We start from the raw sequence: 22,480 nt of genomic DNA, 5'->3' as shown, positions 1-22,480 counted from the left end.
NGCGCCCAACGAGATGTGGTCGATGGACTTTGTCTCGGATGCCTTGTTCGATGGCCGGCGGCTGCGGGCACTGACGGTGGTCGATGCGTTCACTTAGCGAGGCACTGGCGAGCGACGTCGATCAGGGCATCAAGGGCGAGCAGGTTGTCGCGGCGGTGACGCGGATCGCGTCAGTACGTGGTGCGCCGAAGACCATTCGGGTGAACAATGGCCCGGAGTTCATCTCGAAGGCGCTCGACCGATGGGCGTATGAGAACGGCGTCACGCTCGATTTCTCGCGGCCGGGCAAACCGACCGACAACGCCTTCGTCGAGAGCTTCAACGGCCGGCTTCGCGACGCGTGCCTGAACAGCCACTGGTTCCTGTCGCTGGCGGACGCTCGTGCCAAGATCGAGGCCTGGCGGCGGGACTATAACGAGAGCCGTCCTCACACGGCGCTTGGCTGGCTGACGCCAGCCGAATATGCTGCATCCGTCGGGGTCAACCCCGACGGATGCAGGCCGGAAACTCGCATCGTGCCCGGATGAAAAACCGGGGGGCCGTCACAATAACGGCCGGTCTCTAGTTTCAAGTCGATGAAGAAACGGGGGGGCACGTCACGAGCCGTAAATAATTGTTTGGATTTCCGTTTCAGTGCAGCCTAGCAATCATGATCCACGCTATACGCAAAGACACTAATGCGTACCGAGTAAAAGTGAAAATTAAACGGAGTATTTATGCATAATCTGATCGTGCCGGTCATCCTATCTGGTGGCTCGGGCACACGTCTTTGGCCAATGTCCAGGCCAGAAATGCCAAAGCAGCTGCTGCCGCTGACCTCCGACGAAACAATGCTGCAGCTCACGGCACAGCGGACCAATTCCAACGATTTCGCCGCGCCGATCGTCGTGGCCGGACAGCGTCACGCCGACTTGGTTGAAAGCCAGCTGACCGAGGCAGGTATTGCACTTCAGGCGCTGATCCTTGAACCCGTGGCGCGCAACACCGCGCCCGCCATCGCGCTTGCTGCGCTCGCTGCTAAGCCCGAAGATGTGCTGCTGGTCATGCCGTCAGATCATGTCATCGCCGATCTTGAAAAATTCCGCGCCGCAATTCGTGCCGCGCTGCCCATAGTGTCGCAAGGCTGGCTCGCTACCTTCGGCATCAACGCCGACAAGCCTGAGACGGGCTATGGCTGGATTCAGGTCGGGTGTGAGATCGCACTAGGCGTGCATAAGGTCGAGCGCTTCGTAGAAAAGCCCAGGCCAGAACGTGCGGAAGCGATGCTGGCGCGCGGGGACTACGCTTGGAATGGTGGCATCTTCCTCTTCCGCGCCGACCGCTTTCTAGAAGAGCTGAGCCAGCATGCGCCCGAAATGCTGGTCGCCGCCGAAAAGGCAATGCGTGCCGCACGCCATGATGGCAAGCGCATCTGCCCTGACGAAGACGAATTCTTTGCCTGCCCGTCGGATTCGATCGATTATGCGGTGATGGAGCGCGCCGACAGGGTCGCGGTCGTACCTGTCGCGATGGGCTGGAACGACGTCGGCAGTTGGGATGCGTTGCATGCAATTAGCGAGCTGGATGGCTTTGGTAATGTGCATCGTGGCGAAGTGTTGGCGATCGATACGAAAAACTGCCTGATCCGGACTGATCACGTCCGAGTGGCCGCTGTCCATGTTCAGGACCTAATCGTCGTGGCGAGCGGCGACGACATCTTGATCCTGCCACGCGGCCGCAGCCAAGATGTGAAGAAGCTGATTGAGGCGATGAAGCAATAGCTTAGCATTGGAGGTGCGCGGGTGGTTTCGGGCCAGCCTATCATATAGGTAGTGGCAGATTCCTAACAGCGTCATGACGATTATTGGGGGCGGGTGGGGGAGTGCCAACGGAACCAACCCGCTTCCGTACCGCTATGACCGGCATGGCCGATGACGACGATAAGCCCATCCACCGCTCCGCTTATCACGCCGTCCCCAGCGGCCGCTTCGCCCGGGCGGGGGCGTTCGGGCGGCTGGTGAGCGGAGTCGCGGGCGGGATGCTGGCCGAGGGCGCGCGCAGGCTGGCGAATGGCGAGCGGCCCAAACTCGGCGATCTGGTACTGACGCCGGGCAATGCCGCGCGGGTCGCCGACCGGCTGTCGCATCTGCGCGGCGCGGCGATGAAGCTGGGCCAGATGATCTCGATGGATGCGGGCGACCTGTTGCCGCCCGAGCTCCAGACGATCCTCGCGCGGCTTCGCGATCAGGCCTACCGGATGCCGCCCGCGCAGCTCGACAAGGTGCTGAAGGCGCAGTGGGGTGCCGACTGGCGACGCAAATTCCGCCATTTCGAGGCCGCGCCCATGGCGGCCGCCTCGATCGGGCAGGTCCACCGCGCGACCCTGCCCGATGGCCGGGTGCTGGCGATCAAGGTGCAATATCCGGGCGTGCGCGACAGCATCGGCTCGGACGTCGACAATGTCGCGACCTTGCTGCGCGTGTCGAACCTGATCCCGCCCTCGATCGACCTCAAGCCGCTGCTCGAGGAAGCCAAGCGCCAGCTGGCCGAGGAAGCCGATTACCTGCGCGAGGCCGACCGGATGCAGGCTTATGGCGACCGGCTGGCGGGCGATGCGCGCTATGTCGTGCCCCGACCGGAGCCGTCATTGACCACGCCGCTGGTGCTCGCGATGGACTTCGTGCCCGGCCAGTCTGTCGACACGCTGGCCGAGGCTGCGCAGGATACCCGCGACACCGCGATGACCGCGCTGATCCAGCTGGTCCTGCGCGAACTGTTCGAGTTCGGGATGATGCAGACCGATCCGAACTTTGCCAATTATCGCTGGCAGGCGGAGACCGGCCGCCTGGTGCTGCTCGACTTCGGCGCGGCGCGCGATGTGCCGCCCGAGACCGTCGCCTCCTATCGCCGGTTGATCGAGGCGGGGCTGGCGCATGACCGCGACCGGATTCGCGAGATCGCGGTGGAGACGGGATTTCTGGGTGAGAAGGCGGTTGCCGCGCACCGCCCGGCGGTCGACCGGATCATTGCCGCGATCGACGATACGATGGCGAGGGCAGGCCCCTTCGACTTCGGCGACCGCGCCTTCGTGCCTGTCGTGCGCGAGGAAACCAGGCCGATGATCGCCGACCGCGACACCTGGCACGTCCCCCATGTCGAGACGCTGTTCGTCCAGCGCAAGATCAGCGGCACTGCGCTGCTCTGCGCCCGGTTGAAGGCGCGCGTCGATGTGCGCGGCCTGGCCGCGGAGGCGATCGGGCAGATCTAAGGCGACCCGCCATGGCATGGGGGGAGCCTGTTGCGGCTCGACGAAAAAGGTTCCATCGAGCAACGTCTCAACCTTGAGACGAGGTCCCCGAGCGGCATAGAAATACTCCGATAACGGACGTATAGTTTAAGCGAAGACGACGATATGTCCCAACCATATCCTCCATCTTGATTTTAACTATATCTTAAGAGGTCGTTCGTGATCGCCTTGTCTGTTGCCAATCCCTTTAAGCGCCCTCGCAAATGGCAGAAGGTTTTCCTCGTGTTCGGCATCGTTCAACTACAGAGCGATCATCGCCGACACGTCCTGATCTGTCGCCGGGTGCGCCGTCGTTATTCGACGACTCGTCGCCAGTGGTTCTGGAACGAACCGGCCCGTCGCCTGGTCGATCACTCCTCTTCCTCCCGGCCATAAGGCGCCTGGGATCGGCCCGGCATTCGGCGTAGTGGGCATACCGGCCTTTGCCGAAATGGAGCACGAGGGGTTCGATCGGGGTTTCTGCCGATATGAGGGGATGCTCCGCCTTCAAACGTCTCAACCGTGAGACGCCGTGTCCTCGCTTATGGGCAGCTTCAAACGATTGACTTACAGAGCTGAATTCGAGGCGGGCGGATTGTCCCAACCGATCCGTCCGTCTCACCTTCCTGTTCAGCGTCAAAGGCCGACCGTGCGCGTCCCGCTTTCCGCCATTGCCTCGCCATGCCCTGGCCAATGGCGCCGCGCGCCCCGGATCGCGGTCCCCGCATGACGGTGATGGACCCGATTTTTCGTGCCATGACGGGGGATCGCGCGACGCTCGACCGCACGGCCGAGGCGCTGTGCCGCGACTTCGCCATCGCCTGGAGCGCCGGGGCGTCCTGGGGCACCTGGACGCAGTTGAGCGATCTGCGCGCGGGGCATCCCGCCTTCGTCATCCGTCATACGCCCGAGGGTACCGGGCTCGACACCCAGCGCTGGGGAATGGGCGAGGGGCCGGACGCGACGACGCGTATCCCCGGTCTGGCGCTGCCCTGGTGGCGTCGTCTCGCCGAGCGTCCGGCGCAACGCTGCCTGATTCCGCTGACCGCCGCCACCCTGACGGCCTCCGCCCGGCCGGGCCGGGACCGGCGCGCGACCTGGTTTGCGCTGGCCGACGAGCCGGTCTTCACCGTGGCGGGGCTGTGGCGTGACAGCGGCGATGCGCGCTGCTTTGCGATGGTGGAATGCGGGGCCGATCAGGGGGCCGACGCGCTGTTCCCGACTATGCCGATGATCGTCGCGGCGAAGGACCGGGAGCGCTGGTTGCACGGGTCGATGCAGGACATCGACGCGTTGGGGCGCCCTTGCCCGCCGGAGCGGCTGCGGATCGGGCTCCCCCGGCCCGCTGCGCTCACCGCACGTTCGGCGCAGCTCTGATCGACAGGGATCATGATTTTAGGCATCCCTCTCCCCTGGACAGGGGAGAGGGATGCTCAAATTTTGGTCTTTGCGAAAGCAAAGGCTTGGAACGTGATGACATGAGATGAACTTACCCCTCCCCTTCAGGGGAGGGGCTCGGCTTGGTTCAACGCAATGTCATCACGGTCTAGTCGGAGCTGGATGAGCGCTCACGACGTGAGCGCGCGAGCCGGAGGCTCGCTCGACCCCTCACCTAAGCTGCGCTAGCCAGCACGCTGGCAAGCTTCGCTAACCCTCTCCCCTGTCCAGGGGAGGGGGATTTATGGAAAGGAACCCCATTGCCGCTGTCGCTTCCGCATCGGGGGTATCGCGTCGCGGTGCTGATGGCGCTGGTCCATATGCTGGCGGTGGGCCAGCGTTTCCTGCCGTCGATCCTGATCGAGCCGATGAAGGCCGATCTGGGCTTGGGCGACGCCGCGATCGGGCTGTTGCAGGGACCGGCCTTCGCCTTTGTGGGCGGAGCGGCGGTGATGCCGATGATCTTGCTGGCGCGGACCTGGCCGCTTGCCCGGCTGCTCGCTTTTGCGCTGTTGGGGGCGAGCGTGGCGACGGCGCTGTGTGGGCTGGCCGGATCGGTCGAGCTGCTGATCCCCGCGCGGATGCTGCTCGGGCTGTCGCAGGCCGCGATCGTCCCCGCCGCCATGGGGCTGATCGTCGCCGCCATGGTGCCCGAGCATCGCGGGCGGGGGATCAGCTTGTTCACCGGGGGCGCGTCGCTCGGCCGGGGGCTGGCGATGATCGGGGGCGGGGGGCTGTTGGCGCTGTTTTCCCTGTCGGCGTTTTCCCTTTCGGCCTTGGCGGTCGCGCCGTGGCGGCTGACCTTCGCGAGCGTCGGGCTGCTCGGGGTGCCGCTCGCGTTGGTGGTGCTGCGGCTGGTCGAGCCGGTGGGGCAGCGCGAAAACCGGCGCGGGCGGATGAGCGCTGCGCTGCGCCATATGATCGCGGACCGCGCGGTGCTGGTGCCGCATATCCTGGCCGCGCTGTGCGGGGTGCTGGTGCTGCAGGCGCTGACCAGCTGGTCGGCCAGCCTGTTGATCCGGATGCATGGCCTGACCCCGCCCCAGGCCGGGTTTCAGGTGGGCATGGCGATGATGCTGGCCGGGGCAGGGGGCCATGCGCTGGGCGGCGTGCTCGCCGATCGCCGGGGGGAGCGGGGGGCGGGGCTGATGCTGCTCGGGCTGGCGCTGTGTGCACTGGCACTGTGGCCGCTGACCCGGGCGGAGGGACTGCCGCTTGCGGTCGCTGCGCTGGTGGTGGCGGTGGTCGGGCTGTCAGTCGCGGTGGCCAATGGCCTGATCGGGCTCCAGACGCGGATACCCCCGGCGCTGCGGGTCGAGGGAACGGCGATCTTCCTGACGCTGGTGACGCTGCTCGGCACCGCGATGGGGCCCTGGGCGGTCGGGCTGGCGAGCCAGGCGATAGCGGGGCCGACCGGCCTCGCCGATGCGATCGGCCGGGTGCTGGGGGCGACCTGCCTGCTGGGCTGCGGCGCGGCCTGGGTGGCGGGGCGGCGTGCGAGCATTCCTCCCCTGCAAGGGGAGGTGGCAGGCCGAAGGCCTGACGAAGGGGTGTAACCCTATCAATAGCGGGATACCCCTCCGACGCGCTTCGCGCGCCACCTCCCCTTGCAGGGGAGGAATAAAGGGCCCTCAATCCAGCTCCTGCATCCATCCGTTCCACCGACGCGTGCCGGTCTCGACCGGGTCGCCGCGATCCTGGCGGACGCGCGCGCGATAGGTGGCGGGGTCGATCCCCTGATCCGCCTGAAAGGCGCGGCTCAGCGCCGTCGCGCTGCCCAGCCCATAGGCCTGGGCCAGCCCCGCCAGATCGGGCTCCTCCGGCCGCTCCAGCGCGCGGCGCACCGCATCGATGCGGCGACGCCGGACATGGCCCGCAATCCCGCCGGTCCGCTCGTACAGTCGGTACAGCGTCGCGCGCGACACGCCGACCCGCTCGGCAATGGCGGCGCCGGTCAGCTGGCGGTTGGCGATCTCGCGGTCGATCAGCTGCTCGACCGCCTCGCGCCGCAGATGATCCTGCCGCCGCGCCTCCACCCCCAGGTCGCGCGGGCCGCCCAGCGCGGTCGGCAGCAGCTCGATCAACGCGCGCGCAAAGGCGCCGTCATGCCGGTCGTCGAGCGAGGGCGCATGCGCCGCCAGCGTCTGCAGGAACCCGCCCAGGATCGCGGTGTCGGGCGCATGCGCGACCAGCCCGTGCAGCGCGCCCAGGCTGCCCAGCGCCGCCAGCACCAGATCGCGCGCGATGCTGGCGGTGATCATGTGCAGGTCACGCGCCTCGGTCCGGTGGCCGCGCCGCGTGTCGAGGAACACGATATCGCCCGGCCCTGCCCGCTCGAAGCCGCTGCGGCCATGGCCGGTCAGCGTGCCCGACAGGACATGGTGGAGCACGATATGGTCGAAGCCGTCCGCCGTTACCCGCGCCTCCCGCGCATGGGCCATGCCCGACAGATGCCGGTCGAACAGCAGCATGTGGCGAAAGCGCCAACCGGTGACGCGGGCATGGAACGGCCCGTCCAGCCGCTCGACATCGGCCCCCTGCGCATAAAGCTGGCGATAGTCCGCAAAGGCGCGGTCCTCGCTCATGCCTTCGCTGGAAAAGCCGATCGCTTCCTTCAAATCCTGCTCCTGATCCCTGTTCTCGGCCGTGAAGCCGGCCGTGGTGAAGTGATCTGGATTAATTCGCAAAGGCTCCGATGGCTCCCGCCTTTGCGGACGATATCCGCGTTCACGCCATGATCGCGCCGCGCTGGCACTGCTCGATCCGGATGAGCCGCTGGCTTTGGCATTTATGGGCCAACATATTCCACCGCTATACTCGCGTCGCAAAAGCAGAAGACGGCTACGCCAAATGGTTAAAGCCCCTAAACCAATCATGACCGAACATACCGCAAGAATGGCCATTTCGTCATTCGGGCCAAGGCATGATACCGTGCGACGTCGACATTTTGTCATGACAGGACCGTCATGATTTTCCGTGACATGAAGGTTGCTTCATCATAGATGTTGACCTTCATCAGGGGGAAGTCTGAAATGGTAAAGGCGTTGTCGCGTGGCCGGCAGGTAAAGGCACGTGCGTTGGAGTCGAGCGCGATCTTGGTCGCGTTGATGGTCGCAGGGCCCGCCTTCGCCCAGTGCACCCCCGACCCGACCCAGGCAAACGCGACGACGACCTGCACCGGGACCGACAGCAACGGCTTGGTCGTCACGACCTCGGCCAGCACGGTCAATGTCGCGGCGGGGGCCAGCGTGACGAACACCGGCGCACCAGCGATCCGCTATGCGATCCCGGTGTCGAACAGCAGTTATGCCTATTCAACGCTGACCGTGGGCGGCCGCGTCGACGGCGGCAACCAGACGGGTGTGCAGCTGCTGCGCCAGTCGAGCAGCAACGGCTATGGCAGCCTTAATTTGTCCATGACGGTCGCGGCGGGCGGCAGCGTCAGCGGCGCGAACGGCGTCGTGATCGGCCAGACCGGCACCGACTATGGCCAGACGACCGCGACGATCGACAATAGCGGCACGATCAGTGGTACGGGCACCGGTACGAACGGCTATGCGCTGCTGTCGACCAACCAGAATTATGCCGGGTTCCAGTCGATCACCAACCGCACGGGCGGCACGATCGGCGCGATCAGCGGCGCGGTCGGCACGCTGACCAATGCGGGCACCATCGATGGCGGTTCGCGCAGCGCGATCGACAGCGGCGCGACCTATAGCTCGGCCGTCTATGGCAGTGGCTGGACCAACAGCGGCACGATCAGCAACAACTCTACCGCCGCGACACTGGCCAATTATCGCGGATCGACGCTGACCAACAGCGGCACGATCAGCAATGCGGGCACCGGCGCGGTCATCGTCGCCCCCTCGGGCAACAGCCTGTCGCTGGTCAACCAGGCGGGTGGCCGGATCGCCACCGCCGGTACGACCGCCATTCAGGGCGACAGCGGCATAAATCTGGTCAACTCCGGTACCGTCGTGGGCGATATCGTGTCGACTGCGGGCCAGTTTAGCTACAGCAGCACCATCGACAACGCGGCCGGTACGATCACCGGCAATGTCCGCTTCGGCACGGGCAACGACACGCTGATCGTCGGTTATGCGAACGGTGCGATCCGCACCGGAATCAGTGGCACGATCGACGGCGGGGCGGGCACTGATACGCTGCGCGTGCGCTTCACCAGCGACGCCACCCTGTCCTCCGCCTTGACGCTGCCGACCAATTTCGAACAGCTGGTCCTGGCCCCCGATGCCAAGATGACGACGACGCTGGCGCGGGGCTTTACGGTCGCCGGGCCCCTGCGCGTCGGCGGCAGCGGCACGGTCGTCAACAATACCGCGCTTAGCGGCACGGGCACCGTCCTGACCGATGAATATAGCTCGTCCGGCTCGCCCGGCTTCACCAATGCGGGCAGCATCGCGGGTACCGTGACCCAGACGGGCGGCTTCATCGTCGCGCTGAGCTCGGTCAACCGCTTCGAGAATAGCGGCACGGTGACCGCGACCGGAAACGGCGTCTCGTCCAGCTCGAACGGCGCCTTCGTCAATTCGGGTACGATCACCGCAACCGGCACCGCCGTGTCGCTGTTCGGGCCGAGCTTCACGAATTCCGGCACGATCCGCTCGACCGGCGGGATCGGCGCGACGCTGTCGGGATCCTATGGCTCGACCTGGACCAATAGCGGCCGGATCGAGGGGACGACCGCCGGGCTCCAGCTGTCGAGCGGCCTGACCAACAGCGGCACGATCACCGCGACGGGCACCGGCGTGTTCATCAGCTATTACGGCTCGCTCACCAACGCGGCGGGGGGCGTCGTCACCGGGGGCACGCGCGCCATCGCGCCGAACGGCAATTTCGCGGTGTCCAACGCCAGCATCGCCAATGCGGGCACGATCAACGGCGACGTGACCTTCGGCCCGTCTTCGTCGGGCAGCTTCTACGGCAATAACAACACCTATTATGCGCTGGCGGGCGGTGTCCTGAACGGCAACCTGACCTTGTCCAACGGCGACCTGCTGGTCGCCGAGATGACGGGCACCAGCGGCAACCGCTTCGCGGGCATCACCGGCACGGTGTCGGGGGCCAGCGCGGGCCTGCGCCTGCGCGTGCGCAGCGACGCCACTGCAACGCTGCCGGCCACGACCTCGTTCGCCACGGTCGGCTACGAGCTGTTCGACAAGGCGGCGCTGACCCTGACCGGCACGGGCGCCAGCCGTCCGCTGACGCTGGCCGGGCAGGGAACCGTCGACCTGACGGCCGACATCGCGACCACCACGGGCCCGGCGATCACCGCCACGTCGCGCAGCGTGGCGTCGGGCGAAACCTATGCCGCCAATGCGCTCACCGTCACCAGCCGCGGCGCGCTGTCGCTCGCGGTGTCGAGCGCCAATGTCTACAGCACCTATGCCGTCTCGCTGGGCAGCGACGACGGCTTCACCAATGCGGGTACGATCAGCGTCACCGACTCGCGATCGGACAATTACAATCCGCTCGCCGCGATCTCGGGCGGCAAGACTGTGGCCAATGACGGCGCGATCACGCTGAACAGTGCGACCGGCATCCGCTATGCCCAGACCGTCACCAACAGCGGCCGCATCGTCCAGGCGACGGGCGGCCGGGCCGCGACCGGCGTTTCGAACTTCACCGCGCTGACCAACAGCGGCACGATCGAGGTGGGCGGCCCGGCCATCCTGCTCGATTACGGCCCCGGCGGCTACCAGAGCACGATCGACAATAGCGGCCGGATCGCCAGCACCGGCGGCATCGCGATCACCTCGCTTTATGGGTATAACGCGACGATCCGCAACCTGGCGGGGGGCACGATCGCGGGTGCGACCGGACAGAACGCCATCCGCATCAGCGGTGGCCAGGTCACCAATGCGGGTACGATCACCGGCGACGTCGACCTGGGCTATGCCAGCTTTGGCGGCCGCTCCTACAGCGGCGCGCGCTATACCAACAATGGCGGCACGCTGACCGGCAATCTGCGCTTCGGCGATGGCGGCGACGTGTTCGTCGAGATGGACGGCCAGACCGGCGTGACCGGCACGATCGACGGGGGCGCCGGGAGCGATACCTATCGCCGCGCCTTCACCAAGTCGGGCACCACGACGCTGGGCAACGTGACCGCCGTCAATTTCGAGCGCGAGGATGTCCAGGCGATCGGCACCGACACGGTCGTGACCGTCCAGTCGAACGCCGTGCTGACCTCGCTGGGCGTGCTGGGCGACGGCCAGGTCGTCAACACCGCCAATGTCGACGGCGACCTGAGCATCGGCGATAATGTTTATTATTATCCGCAGCCACAACAGACAAGCGTCCTCGCCGCTCTGACCAACCAGGCGATCGTCAAGGGTGCCGTTTACGGCCAAGTGTCAGGCTTCACGAACAGCGGCACGATCGGTGACGCCGCGCTGAAGCGGATGGCGGTGTCGCTCTACAATGGCGGTGCCGTCGGCTTCGTCAATTCAGGCACGATCCTGAACGACAGCAGCTATCAGAGCGTCGATCTGTCGGTCAACGCGGGGACGGTCACCGCCGCCAACAGCGGCACGATCGCCCAGGGGCTGAGGGCCTTTGCCGGGAACTATAATTATTCCGGCATCACGACGTCGGACGCTCCGCAGCCGCTGAAGGTCATGCTGACCAATACCGGCACGATCGGCACCACTGCCGACCGGCGATCGGGCGTCCAGCTGACGATCAACGACAATCTCGGCGTGGGCGGATCGATCCAGTTCGACAATAGCGGCACGGTCACCCAGGGTGTCAACGCCTATGCCAGCAGCTTCACCTATTACAACACGACGCCGCCCGAGACGGCCCAGGGGATGGGCATTGCAGTCACCAACAGCGGGTCGATCACCGCAAGCGGGGACGGGCGGGAGGCCGCCTTGCTGACGATCAACGATTCCCGCGACATGGCCGGGTCCATCACGTTGACCAACAGCGGCACGATCGAGGCCAGCGGTGTTTCCGGTGACGGCGTCAGCGCCAATTTCGTTGGCAACCCCGCCAGCACCACGGTCCAGAGCTTCGCGATCACCAACAGCGGCACGATCCGCGCCAATGCCGGTGGCCGGACGATCGTCGATCCCTATGCCGGTGCCAGCGTTCCGGTGGATCGCGACGCGCCCACCACCATCATCGCCACCGGCGTGTCGCTCTATGGCAAGGCTGCCGCGACGGCGACGGTCGCCAACAGCGCGACCGGCGTGATCGAGGCGACCGGTGCCAAGTCGGTCGCGCTCCTTGCCGATGGCGTGGCGCTCGACCTGACCAATGCCGGGACGATCCGTGGCACCACCGGTACGACGCTGGCCGCAAACGACACGCTTGCGCGCTGGAACGGCACCACGATCGCGGGCGCCATTCAGACGATCGGATCGGCGGACAACCGCATTGTCAACACCGGCACCATCATCGGGTCGATCGCACTGGGCGCGGGCAATGACCGGATCGAGAATACCGGCCGGATCGAGGGCAATGTGTTCCTCGGCGCAGGCGACGACACCTTCCTGCACCGCGCCAGCGCGACGCTGACCGGCACGGTCGATGGCGGGGCGGGCACCGACAGCCTGATCATCGATGCGACCGGGGGCGGGACGGTCAATGGCGACCAGTTCGTCAATTTCGAACGCTTCAGCCAGACCGGCCAAGGCAATGTCACCTATGCCGGGGCCTTCAACTTCGACACGCTGGGCGTGGCGGGCGGATCGGTGACGGTTGCGGCGGGCCAGACGCTGACCAGCACGGGCGCCACCACCATCACCGGCACCGACGCGGCCGAGACCGTGACCAACAACGGCACCATCGCCGGATCGGTCGCGCTGGGCGGCGGGGACGACCGCTTCGTCAATGCCGGGCTGGTACAGGGCGCGGTGGCGCTGGGCGACGGCAATGACAGCTTTGTCGAGGGCGCGGGCTCGCGCGTGGTGGGCGGCGTCGATGGCGGCGCGGGCACCAACCTCTATACCGCGCTGCTCAGCGGTGACCGCAGCGGCCTGGGCCAGCGCAGCAATTTCCAGCAACTGGCGGTGACCGGCGCAGGCACGCTGTCGCTGGCGCTCGACCAGAGCTTCGACACGGTGGCGCTGGCGGGCACCGGGCTGAACGTCGCGCTGGCGGGCAACCGCATCGGCGCGGTCACCGGCACCGACGCGGCCGAGCAGCTGCGCGTCGACGGCGACATCGCGAGCGTGGCGCTGGGGGCAGGGGACGACCTGCTGGCGCTGGGCACGACCAATGCGGCGGGTCGTTACGATGGCGGCGCGGGGAGCGACACGCTTCGCTTCACCGCCAATGCGCCCGTCGTGCTGAGCGGGGTGGCGACCGGGTTCGAGACTGTGGCGCTGACCGGCAATGCGCTGACCGTCGCGGGCTCGCTGGGCACGCAGGGCGCGCCGCTGAACTTCGGCGATAGCGACCTGTCGCTGACCGTCGCCAAGGGCGGCACGCTCGCCGGGGTCATCGACCTGGGCGCGGGCAATGACGCGTTGCGCCTGGCGGCCGGATCGGTGCTGCTCGGCACCGTCACGGGTGGTTCGGGCAATGACAGCGCCACGCTGGAGCTGGCGGGCAACCAGATTCTGGCGGCGGGCCAGCTGACCGGGTTCGAGACGCTGGCGACCGAGGGGACCGGCAATCTGACCCTGACCGGCATCCATGCCTATAATCAGGTCAATGCCGCGACCGACCTGACCATCGCATCGGGCAGCAGCCTGACCGCGACTCAGGTCGCCTTCACGGGCGGCAACCAGCGCTTCACCATCGCAGGCACCTTTGCAGGCGCGGTCGATGGCGGGGCGGGGACCGACAGCATCGCGCTGTCGGCCGGTACGGCCACCGCGCCGGTCGCCTTCACCAACGTTGCCAATGTCGAGGCGCTGGCGATGACCGGCGGTTATGCCACGGTATCGGGCAATGCGTCGTTCGGTTCGGTCGACATGGTGGGCGGTCGCCTGGTCGGGTTCGCCGGATCGACGATGAGCGCCGCGCAGTTCCTGGTCCGTCAGGGTGCGACCTTCGGGTCGGCGGGCACGGTCAACGGCAATGTGACCGTTGCGGGTATCCTCAGCCCCGGCGCGTCGCCGGGCACGATGACGGTCAACGGCAATGTCACGCTGGGCAGCGGCTCGCTGTCCTACTTCGAGCTGACCCCGACCGTGTCGGACAAGTTGATCGTCAATGGCGGGCTGACCATCGGCAGCGGATCGACGTTGCAGATCGTGTCGAGCGGCGCGTTGCGTCCCGGCACCTCCTACGACCTGATCGTCGCCAGCGGCGGGATCTCGGGCAGCTACAGCAATGTGCTGAAGCCGTCCGACCTGTTCGGCTTCATCGTCCAGCGCGCCGACCGTATCCAGTTGCTCGGCCAGTTCCTGGGTGATGCGCGGTTCAGCCCGCAGGTGGCGCGCAGCATCGACTATGCCAACGCCACCCTGTCCAAGCAGTCCGCGACGAGCACGCTGTTCGCCGCCCTGCCGTCGCTGCTGACCGCCTCGGGCGCGTCCAACCCGCGTGGCTTCGCGCAGATCACGCCGGAGGCCTATGCCTCGGCATCGCAGATCGGCGTCGACAATGCGCTGGGCCTGGTCCAGGCGGCACGCGGCCCCGCCTTCGCCGCCACGCGGGAGGATGCAGGCGTCTTCACCTTCGGCCAGACGCTTGGCCAGTGGCATACGCTGGGCGCGGATGCGGGCCAAGGGACCAGCACGGCGCGGACGCGCGGCTACGGCTTCCTGGGCGGCGTCGGCTATGGCGATCGCCAGTGGATGATCGGTGCCTTCGGGGGCTGGCTCGACACCCGCCAGTCGATCGCGCCGCTCGGCGCTTCGACCAAGGCCGACGGCGTGGTGGCGGGCGTGCATGGCCGTTACTCCATGCCGAACGGCTTCGGCTTCGGTGCGTCGGTCGTCTATGACGGGGCGCAGGCACGCACCACCCGCGCGCTGCCGGGCACGGCGTCGGCCTATGGGCGCTACGACCTGCACAGCTGGACCAGCGATCTGTCGGTCCATTATGCGGCGGAACTGGCCGAGGGCTGGTCGCTGACCCCGCGCGCGGGCCTCACCTATCTGCGCACCCGCCGTCAGGGCGTGGGCGAGACCGGCGGCAGCCCCTTCGCGCTCACCGTGGCGCGTCGCGATCTGGTCGCGGGCTTTGCTGATGGCGGCGTCACCTTCGGCCGCAGCGATGCGTCGGATGCACCGTTCCGCCCCTTCGTGACGCTGGGCGCGCGCTACCAGATCGAGGGCAACCGTGCCGTTGCGCTGGGTGGCTATGCGGGCGGTGGCCTGGGCCTCGTCGCGCTGGGGGCCGCGCGCGCGCCGCTGGTCGGCACGGCGACGGGCGGCGTCGCCTATCGCTTCGCGAACGGCGTCGATCTCTACGCGACCGGCAGCGCGCAGACCGGCCGCGACGACCATCAGGAAACGATCGCGGCAGGCCTGCGCCTGCGTTTCTGATGACGGCAGGGGCCGGGGCGGTGATCCGCCTCGGTCCCTGTAGATATGGGCTGGCGGTCGAAGCTATTTCGGCAACGGCTTATCTTGTCGCCCCGAATGAAACACAGCTGTCATCGCGATGACTTGCGGGCTTGTCCCATGGCGGAACGGTGAAAGTCTCTCGACAGGCGGGCAGGGCAAATAAACCGTGCCTTTTCGGTGCTTGTTTACGGCTTCGTGACTGCCGATCCGCATGGACATGACGATAATTTAACCATAGAAACCCCTGCAAACAGGGGGCTTCAGTCATGATGAAGGCATTGCCGCGTGTCCGGCAGGTGAAGGCGCGCGCGCTGGAGTCCAGCGCGATCCTGGTGGCGTTGATGGTGGCAGGCCCCGCCTTTGCCCAATGCGCCCCCGATCCGGCACGCAGCGACACCCCCACGACCTGTACGGGTACCGACAGCGACGGCCTGCGCGTCACCAACTCGGGCGTGACGGTCGATGTCGCGGCGGGTGCGGTCGTCTCGAACGGTGCCGCCCCGGCCATCGCCTTCGATTATTCCGGCAGGGGGATCGATGCCAATGCGACCCTGACCGTGGGCGGCCAAGTGCTGGGCAACGGCCAGACCGGCGTCCAGGTGACGGGGTCCTCGACCAACAGCGTCATTGCGCCCACACTGCTGACCATGACGGTCCGCGCGGGCGGCAGCGTCAGCGGCGCGAACGGCGTGGTCCTTACCCAGAGCGGCACCGGCAGCACCACGAGCGCGGCGATCGACAATAGCGGCACGATTTCGGCCACCGGCCCGACCGGCTATGCGTTGCAGGCGGCGACCCCCGCCTCTGTCTTTTTCTCGTCGGTCACCAACCGGGCGGGCGGCTCGATCGGGGCGATCAGCGGCACGATCGGCACGCTGGGCAATGCCGGGACCATCGATGGCGGCGCGCTGAGCGCCATCGACTTCACCGCCACGACCAATACGAGCGTCACCCGCAGCGTCCTGAACAGCAGCGGCACGATCACGACGAACGGCACGTCGGCGACGCTCGCCAATATCCGCTCGACGACGCTGACCAACAGCGGGACGATCCGCAACACCGGGTCGGGCGCGGCGATTGCGGGACGGTCGCTGACCCTGGTCAATGCGGCGGGCGGTCAGATCTCTACGGCCGGGACGGGCGCTGACGCGATCACGCTCGATGGCAATCTGATCCTGACCAATCGCGGGACGATCACGGGCAATGTCGTTACCTCGACGGGCACGTCGCGGCTGGGCAGCTCGATCGACAATAGCGAGGGCCAGATCGCGGGCCGCCTGACGCTGAACTCGGGGAATGACACGCTGGTCGTCGGCTATGCCGATGGGCAGATCCGGACGGGCGTCACCGGCGCCATCTCCACCCGTAGCGGCAACAATGTGCTGCGCGTCCGCTTCACCGGCGATGCCACGCTCGCCGATGCGCTGCCACGGCAGGCCGGTTTCGAGCAGACGGTACTGGCCCCCGATGCGAACCGGACGGTGACGCTGGCGAGCGGCTTTTCGACCGTCAATCCTGCCACCGGCACCGCGGATGTCCTGAACGTCGCGGGCAACGGCACGCTGGTCAACAATGCGACGCTGGGGCGTGACGGTGTCGTCCTGAGCGACAGCGCGACCGCCACGCAGAATACGCTGAGCATCGTCAATGCCGGGACGATCAACGGCACCGGCGGGACGAACGTCTATGCGGTACAGATCAACGCCGCGAGCAGTTTCCAGAATAGCGGGCAGATCACCGGCGCCGCCAACGGCGTGCAGTTCGCCACGGCCGGCGGGACCTTCGCCAATTCGGGCACGATCGCGGCCAATGGCAATGCGGTGTCGTCTGCGGGAACGGGCTTTGCCAACAGCGGCACGATCCGTTCGGATGCGGGCCTCGGCCTGACGCTGAGCGGGACGACGACGACCGGCGCGACGAACAGCGGCCGGATCCAGGGCGCGACGGTCGGCGTTCAGCTCGCCAGCGGCCTGACCAACAGCGGGACGATCGGCGCGACCGGAACCGGCGTGGATCTCGGCAGCACGGGCGTCATCGTCAACCAGACGGGCGGCACGATCAGCGGCGCGACCGCTATCGTCTCCTCGGCGTCGACCACCAATGCCGTGTCTGCCGTACAGCTCGCCAATGCCGGGACGATCACCGGCGATGTCCGCTTCGGCACGGGCTCCAGCGCCAGTCGCAACCTGTATCAGGCGCTGCCCGGTGGTGTGCTGAACGGCAATCTGACGCTCAACACCGGCGACAGCTTCGTCACCGAATTGGGCGGCAATGGCGCCGGGGGTTATGCCGGGGTAAGCGGGGCGGTTTCGGGGCGCGGGGCGACCCTGCTCTACCGTGTCCGCACCGACACCAACAGCGCGGTCATGGACGATGCGGCTTTTGCCGGTTTCGGCTATGACCTGCTGAACAATGCGACGCTGAACCTGACGGGCACGGCGTCGGGCCGCACCATCCAACTGGCGGGGCAGGGCGTCGTCAACCTGACCACCAATATCGCGGCCGCGAACAGCGCCGCGATCGTCACCACGACGCGCGTGGCCCAACCCGGCGAGGATAGCCCCGCCAATGCGCTGAGCGTGGTCAACCAGGCCGCCCTGTCGCTGACCGCTACGGCCGGAAGCGGCAATCCGCGCGCCGCGGTCCAGCTGGGCGGCACCGACGCGTTCGAGAATGCGACCGCCGCCACGATCACGGTGCTGGACCAGCGGACCAATGCCGCCACCCCGATGGCGGGCGTGACCGGCGGGCGCATCACCAATAACGGCCTGATCGCCCAGGGTGGCGGCAGCGCGGCGGTGACCGGCGTGGCCGATTTCGCCAGCCTGGTGAACAACGGCACGATCCAGGTCGGGGGCAGCGCGGTGGTGCTCGGCTCGAACACCGTCGCCACCTCCTCGACCGTCGACAATAGCGGACGGATCGCCAGCACGGGTGGACCGGCGATCACGCAGGGGTCGCTCAACGTCGCCACGATCCGCAATCTGGCCGGGGGCACCATCACCGGCGCGGCGGGCCAGCCCGTGATCCGCGTCGATTCCGTCCGCCTGGCCAATGCGGGCACGATCACCGGCGATGTCGATCTGGGCTATGCCGCGAATGGCGGCCGGTCCACGCGGTCGTCCAGCTATGTCGCGAATGGCGGGACGATCACGGGCAATCTGCGCTTCGGCGACGGCGACGATGTGCTGGTCACCTTCGACGGCCAGACCGGCGTTACCGGCACGATCGATGCCGGGGGCGGCACCAACACCTATCGCCGCGCCTTTGCCCGCTCCGCCACGGTCACGGTGGGCGATACCAATGTCCGATCGTTCCAATTGGAGGACGTGCAGGCGGTCGGCGCGGACACCGTGCTGACGCTGCAGGCGCCGGGCACGCGCGCGACGCTGAACGCAGTCGGCGACGGGCAGATCGTCAATACCATCGGCGTCACCGGGCTGCTGACGTTCGGCGAGCGGACCGATCGCTGGAACCTGATCCTGACGCCGCTGCCGCTGGCCGCCTTCACCAACCAGGCGACCATCACTGGCCGGGTCGAGGGCACCGCGACCCGCTTCGTCAACATGGCGACCATCGGCACCGCCGATCAGGCGCAGACCGCCGCGCGTATCTATACCGCGGCGTTCGAGAATATGGGCACCATCCTGAACGGTGGTCGCGCGCCCGCCGCCTTCGGCACCACCGACGGCGCGACGCTGGTGGCGAGCAACAGCGGCACGATCGATGCGCGCGGCGTCGCGGGCGTTGGCCTGAGACTGGGGTTCGAGGGTAGCGCGGGCGCCTTCACGCGGACGGTCGCCCTTACCAACACGGGCACGATCCGCGCCGATGGCGGGGGCACGGGCAATGGCAGCAGCGTCCTGAGCGAGCGGGTGGCCATCGGCCTGAACCTGACCAGCAACAGCCAGAGCGCGCAGAACGCGACGGTGGTCAATGCCGAGACCGGCGTGATCGAGGCGATAGGTGCGCAGTCGACCGCCATCCTAGCCCAGAATGTCGCGCTCGACCTGACCAATGCCGGGACGATCCGGGGCGGGGCGGGCACGGCGCTGTCGGTCAACGATCCGCTCGCGGGCACGATCGGCTCTTCCTATCTGGCCGGGGCCATCCAGAGCATCGGCGGGACCAACGACCGGATCGTCAACACCGGCACCATCCTGGGATCGATCGCGCTTGGTTCGGGTAGCGACCGGATCGAGAATTACGGGCGGATCGAGGGCGATGTGTTCCTGGGGGCAGGGGCCGACACCTTCCTCCACCGCATCGGCGCGACCCTGGTCGGGACGGTCGATGGCGGCGACGGCGCCGACAATCTGACGATCGATGCCATCGCCAACGGCACCGTCAATGCCGGCCAGTTCGTCAATTTCGAAAGCCTGACCCAGTCGGGCATCGGCAATGTCGATTATGTCGGCAACCTGCGCTTCGACACGATCCGCGTGTCGGGCGGATCGATGACGATCGGCGCGGGCGCGACGGTGACGGGCTCGGCGGGCAGCACCACCGGCCTCGTCACCATCATCGGTGGCGACAATAGCGATACGGTCACCAACAACGGCACCATCGCCGGAGATGTCCGCCTGGGCGGCGGGGCCGACCGCTTCGTCAATGGCGGGATCGTGCAGGGTTCGGTCCTGCTGGGCGGGGGCAACGACACCTTCGTCGAGGCGGCGGGTTCGCAGGTCACCGGCACGGTCGATGGCGGCTCGGGCACCAACACCTACACCGTGCAGCTGTCGGGCGACCGCAGCGGCATCGGCCAGCGCAGCAATTTCCAGCAGTTGGCCGTGACGGGCACCGGCACCCTCTCGCTGACCCTCGACCAGGGGTTCAACAGCATCGCGCTGGCCGGCACCGGCCTGAATCTGACGCTGGCGGGCAACCGGGTCGCCTCGGTCGCGGGCTCCGACGCGGCCGAGCAGCTGCGCATTGACGAGGATATCGTCAGCATCGCGCTGGGTGCGGGCGACGACGTGCTGGTCCTGGACATGGCGCAGGCGCTGGGCCGTTATGATGGCGGCACGGGCACCGACACGCTCCGCTTCGGCAGCACCGCCCCGGTGACGCTGGGCGGGACGGCGACCGGGTTCGAGACCGTCGCGCTGGCGGGCAATGCGCTGACCGTCACCGGCACGCTGGGCTCGGCAAACGCGCCGCTGTCGTTCGGTGACGGCAATCTGGCGCTGACCATCGCCAGTGGCGGCCGACTGATCGGCGCGATTGATCTGGGCGCGGGCAACGACACGCTGCGGCTGGCGGCGGGATCGGTGCTCCAAGGCAGCGTTACGGGCGGGGCGGGCAACGACACCGCCATCCTGGAAATGGCGGGCAACCAGACGTTGGCCGGCACCCTGACCGGGTTCGAGACGCTGGCGACCGAAGGCACCGGCATCCTCTCGCTGACCGGCGCGCATGCCTATGGCCAAGTGCTGGCCGCGACCGATCTGAGCATCGCGGCGGGCGGCAGCCTGACGACCGATCAGCTGGTCTTCACCGGCGCGGATCAGCGCTTCACCATCGCCGGGCTCTTCGCGGGCGCGGTCGATGGCGGGGCGGGCACCGACACCATCACCCTGTCGGGCGGCAGTGCCACGACGCCGGTCGCCTTCACCAGCGTCGCCAATGTCGAGGGGCTGGCGATGACCGGCGGCTATGCCACCGTGTCGGGCAAGGCCGCATTCGGCAACGTCGACATGGCGGGCGGTCGCCTGGTCGGCCTGGCCGGATCGACGATGAGCGCGGCCCAGTTCCTGGTACGCCAGGGGGCGACCTTCGGTTCGGCGGGCACGGTCAACGGCAATGTCGTGGTCGCGGGCACGCTCAGCCCCGGCGCGTCGCCGGGCACGATGACGGTCAACGGCAATCTGACGCTGGCCAGCGGATCGATCACCGCGTTCGAGCTGACCCCGACCATCTCGGACCAGCTGATCGTGAACGGCACGATGACGATCGGCAGCGCCTCGACGCTGCAGATCACCTCGACCAAGACGATCGCGCCGGGCAGCGCCTATGACCTGATCATCGCGACCGGCGGGATCAGCGGCAGCTATACGACCGTGCAGAAGCCGTCCGACCTGCTGGGCTTCATCGTCCAGCGTGGCGATCGTATCCAGCTGCTCGGCCAGTTCGTGGGCGGTACGCAGTTCAACCCGCAGGTCGCGCGCAGCATCGATTATGCGAACCGCGTGATCGCGAGCGCGCCGACGAACAGCCCGGTCTTCGCCGCCTTCCCGGCGCTGCTGACCAGTGCGGGCGCCCCCAATCCACAGGCCTTCGCGCAGGTGACGCCCGAGGCCTATGCCTCGGCCATGCAGATCGGCGTCGACAATGCGCTGGGGCTGGTCCAGGCGGCGCGCGGACCGGGCTTTGCGACGATGGAGGAAGAGGCCGGGGCCTTCACCTTCGGCCAGATGATCGGTCAGTCGCACCAGCTGTCGGCCGATGCGGCGCAGGGGATCAACGCCGCGCGGACCAGCGGCTATGGCATCCTCGGCGGGATCGGGCTGGGCAATCGCGACTGGATGGTCGGGTTCTTCGGCGGCTATCTCGACTCGCGCCAGACGATCGAGACGCTGGGCGCGTCGACCCATGCCGATGGCGTCGTGGCGGGGCTGCACGCCCGTTTCCGCCAGCCGGGCGGCTTCGGAATGCAGGGCTCGCTGATCTATGACGGCGCGCAGGGGCGCACCACCCGCGCCCTGCCCGGCGCGACATCGGCATTGGGCAGCTATGACCTGCACAGCACGACCGCCGACATCTCGGCCCATTATACGCGTGAGATGAAGGGCGGCTGGACGCTGACGCCGCGAGCGGGCCTGACCTATATGCGCACGATGCGGCTGGGCTTCACCGAGACGGGCAGCCCCTTTGCCCTGACCCTGGGGCGGCAGGCGCTGACCGCCAGCTTCGTCGATGCAGGCGTCTCGCTGGAACGCAGCACCCTGTCCGACGCGGCGCTGCGCCCCTTCGGCACGCTGGGCCTGCGCTATCAGCTTCAGGGCGCAAAGACGCAGGCGACGGGCGGCTATGGCGGCATCGACGCGACCCTGCTGGCGCTGGGCGTGTCGCGCGCGCCGCTGGTCGGCACCGCGACGGCGGGCCTATCCTATCGTGTCGCGTACGGCGTGGACGTCTATGCCTCGGGCAGCGCGCTGATCGGCAGCGGGGACCGACAGGGCACGGCGATGGCGGGCCTGCGCCTGGCCTTCTGACGAGGGGGGGCCGGGCGGTGATCCGCCTCGGCCCCCTCATGACGCAATTGTCATCATAAAATCCGCATCATTCCCCC

General features: G+C 67.4%; 8 protein-coding genes and 1 pseudogene. 7 read left to right on the top strand and 2 right to left on the bottom strand.

All coding sequences use genetic code 11. The annotated features are described in order from the left end of the window. Position 1: 1 nt before the first annotated feature. From ASF14_RS22255 to ASF14_RS10380, 5 genes and pseudogenes are all read left to right on the top strand, one after another. Positions 2-527 (top strand): annotated as a pseudogene (locus tag ASF14_RS22255) (IS3 family transposase); the annotation flags it as partial. Between the two features lie 189 nt (positions 528-716). Further along, complete coding sequence (locus ASF14_RS10395; RefSeq protein WP_082442182.1) at positions 717-1,760, top strand: mannose-1-phosphate guanylyltransferase/mannose-6-phosphate isomerase; 1,044 nt, start codon at positions 717-719, stop codon at positions 1,758-1,760. A 143-nt stretch (positions 1,761-1,903) separates the two neighbouring features. Then, a complete protein-coding gene (locus tag ASF14_RS10390) occupies positions 1,904-3,247 on the top strand; it encodes an ABC1 kinase family protein (protein ID WP_056434755.1) in 1,344 nt (447 codons plus the stop codon). Positions 3,248-3,991: 744 nt separating this feature from the next. Continuing rightward, the gene (locus ASF14_RS10385) at positions 3,992-4,642 is read left to right on the top strand and encodes an SOS response-associated peptidase (RefSeq protein ID WP_168371516.1); all 651 of its coding nucleotides are present in this window, start codon (positions 3,992-3,994) and stop codon (positions 4,640-4,642) included. Between the two features lie 320 nt (positions 4,643-4,962). Next, positions 4,963-6,258 carry an MFS transporter gene (locus tag ASF14_RS10380; protein ID WP_056434737.1) on the top strand — a complete coding sequence of 432 codons (1,296 nt, stop codon included), beginning with the start codon at positions 4,963-4,965 and terminating at the stop codon, positions 6,256-6,258. A gap of 75 nt (positions 6,259-6,333) precedes the next feature. Here ASF14_RS10380 and ASF14_RS10375 read toward each other — a convergent pair whose 3' ends face one another. Together ASF14_RS10375 and ASF14_RS22250 are read right to left on the bottom strand one after the other, a co-directional pair. Then, positions 6,334-7,320, bottom strand: a complete 987-nt coding sequence (locus tag ASF14_RS10375) for a helix-turn-helix domain-containing protein (protein WP_056434735.1) — start codon at positions 7,318-7,320, stop codon at positions 6,334-6,336. Between the two features lie 332 nt (positions 7,321-7,652). Continuing rightward, the gene (locus ASF14_RS22250; protein ID WP_236697018.1) at positions 7,653-7,961 is read right to left on the bottom strand and encodes a hypothetical protein; all 309 of its coding nucleotides are present in this window, start codon (positions 7,959-7,961) and stop codon (positions 7,653-7,655) included. Between ASF14_RS22250 and ASF14_RS10365 the strand changes: the two genes are divergently transcribed. Further along, positions 7,951-15,168, top strand: a complete 7,218-nt coding sequence (locus ASF14_RS10365) for an autotransporter outer membrane beta-barrel domain-containing protein (protein ID WP_236697017.1) — start codon at positions 7,951-7,953, stop codon at positions 15,166-15,168. The genes ASF14_RS22250 and ASF14_RS10365 overlap by 11 nt on opposite strands. Positions 15,169-15,455: 287 nt before the next feature. Beyond that, entirely contained in the window at positions 15,456-22,403 is a 6,948-nt protein-coding gene (locus ASF14_RS10360; RefSeq protein WP_201780571.1) for an autotransporter outer membrane beta-barrel domain-containing protein, read from the top strand. Positions 22,404-22,480: the final 77 nt, after the last annotated feature.

Source organism: Sphingomonas sp. Leaf257 (assembly GCF_001422185.1).
Classification (GTDB): domain Bacteria; phylum Pseudomonadota; class Alphaproteobacteria; order Sphingomonadales; family Sphingomonadaceae; genus Sphingomonas; species Sphingomonas yabuuchiae.
The sequence above is the reverse complement of the archived record's forward strand: the minus strand, read 5'-3'. Positions and strand labels throughout refer to the sequence as shown.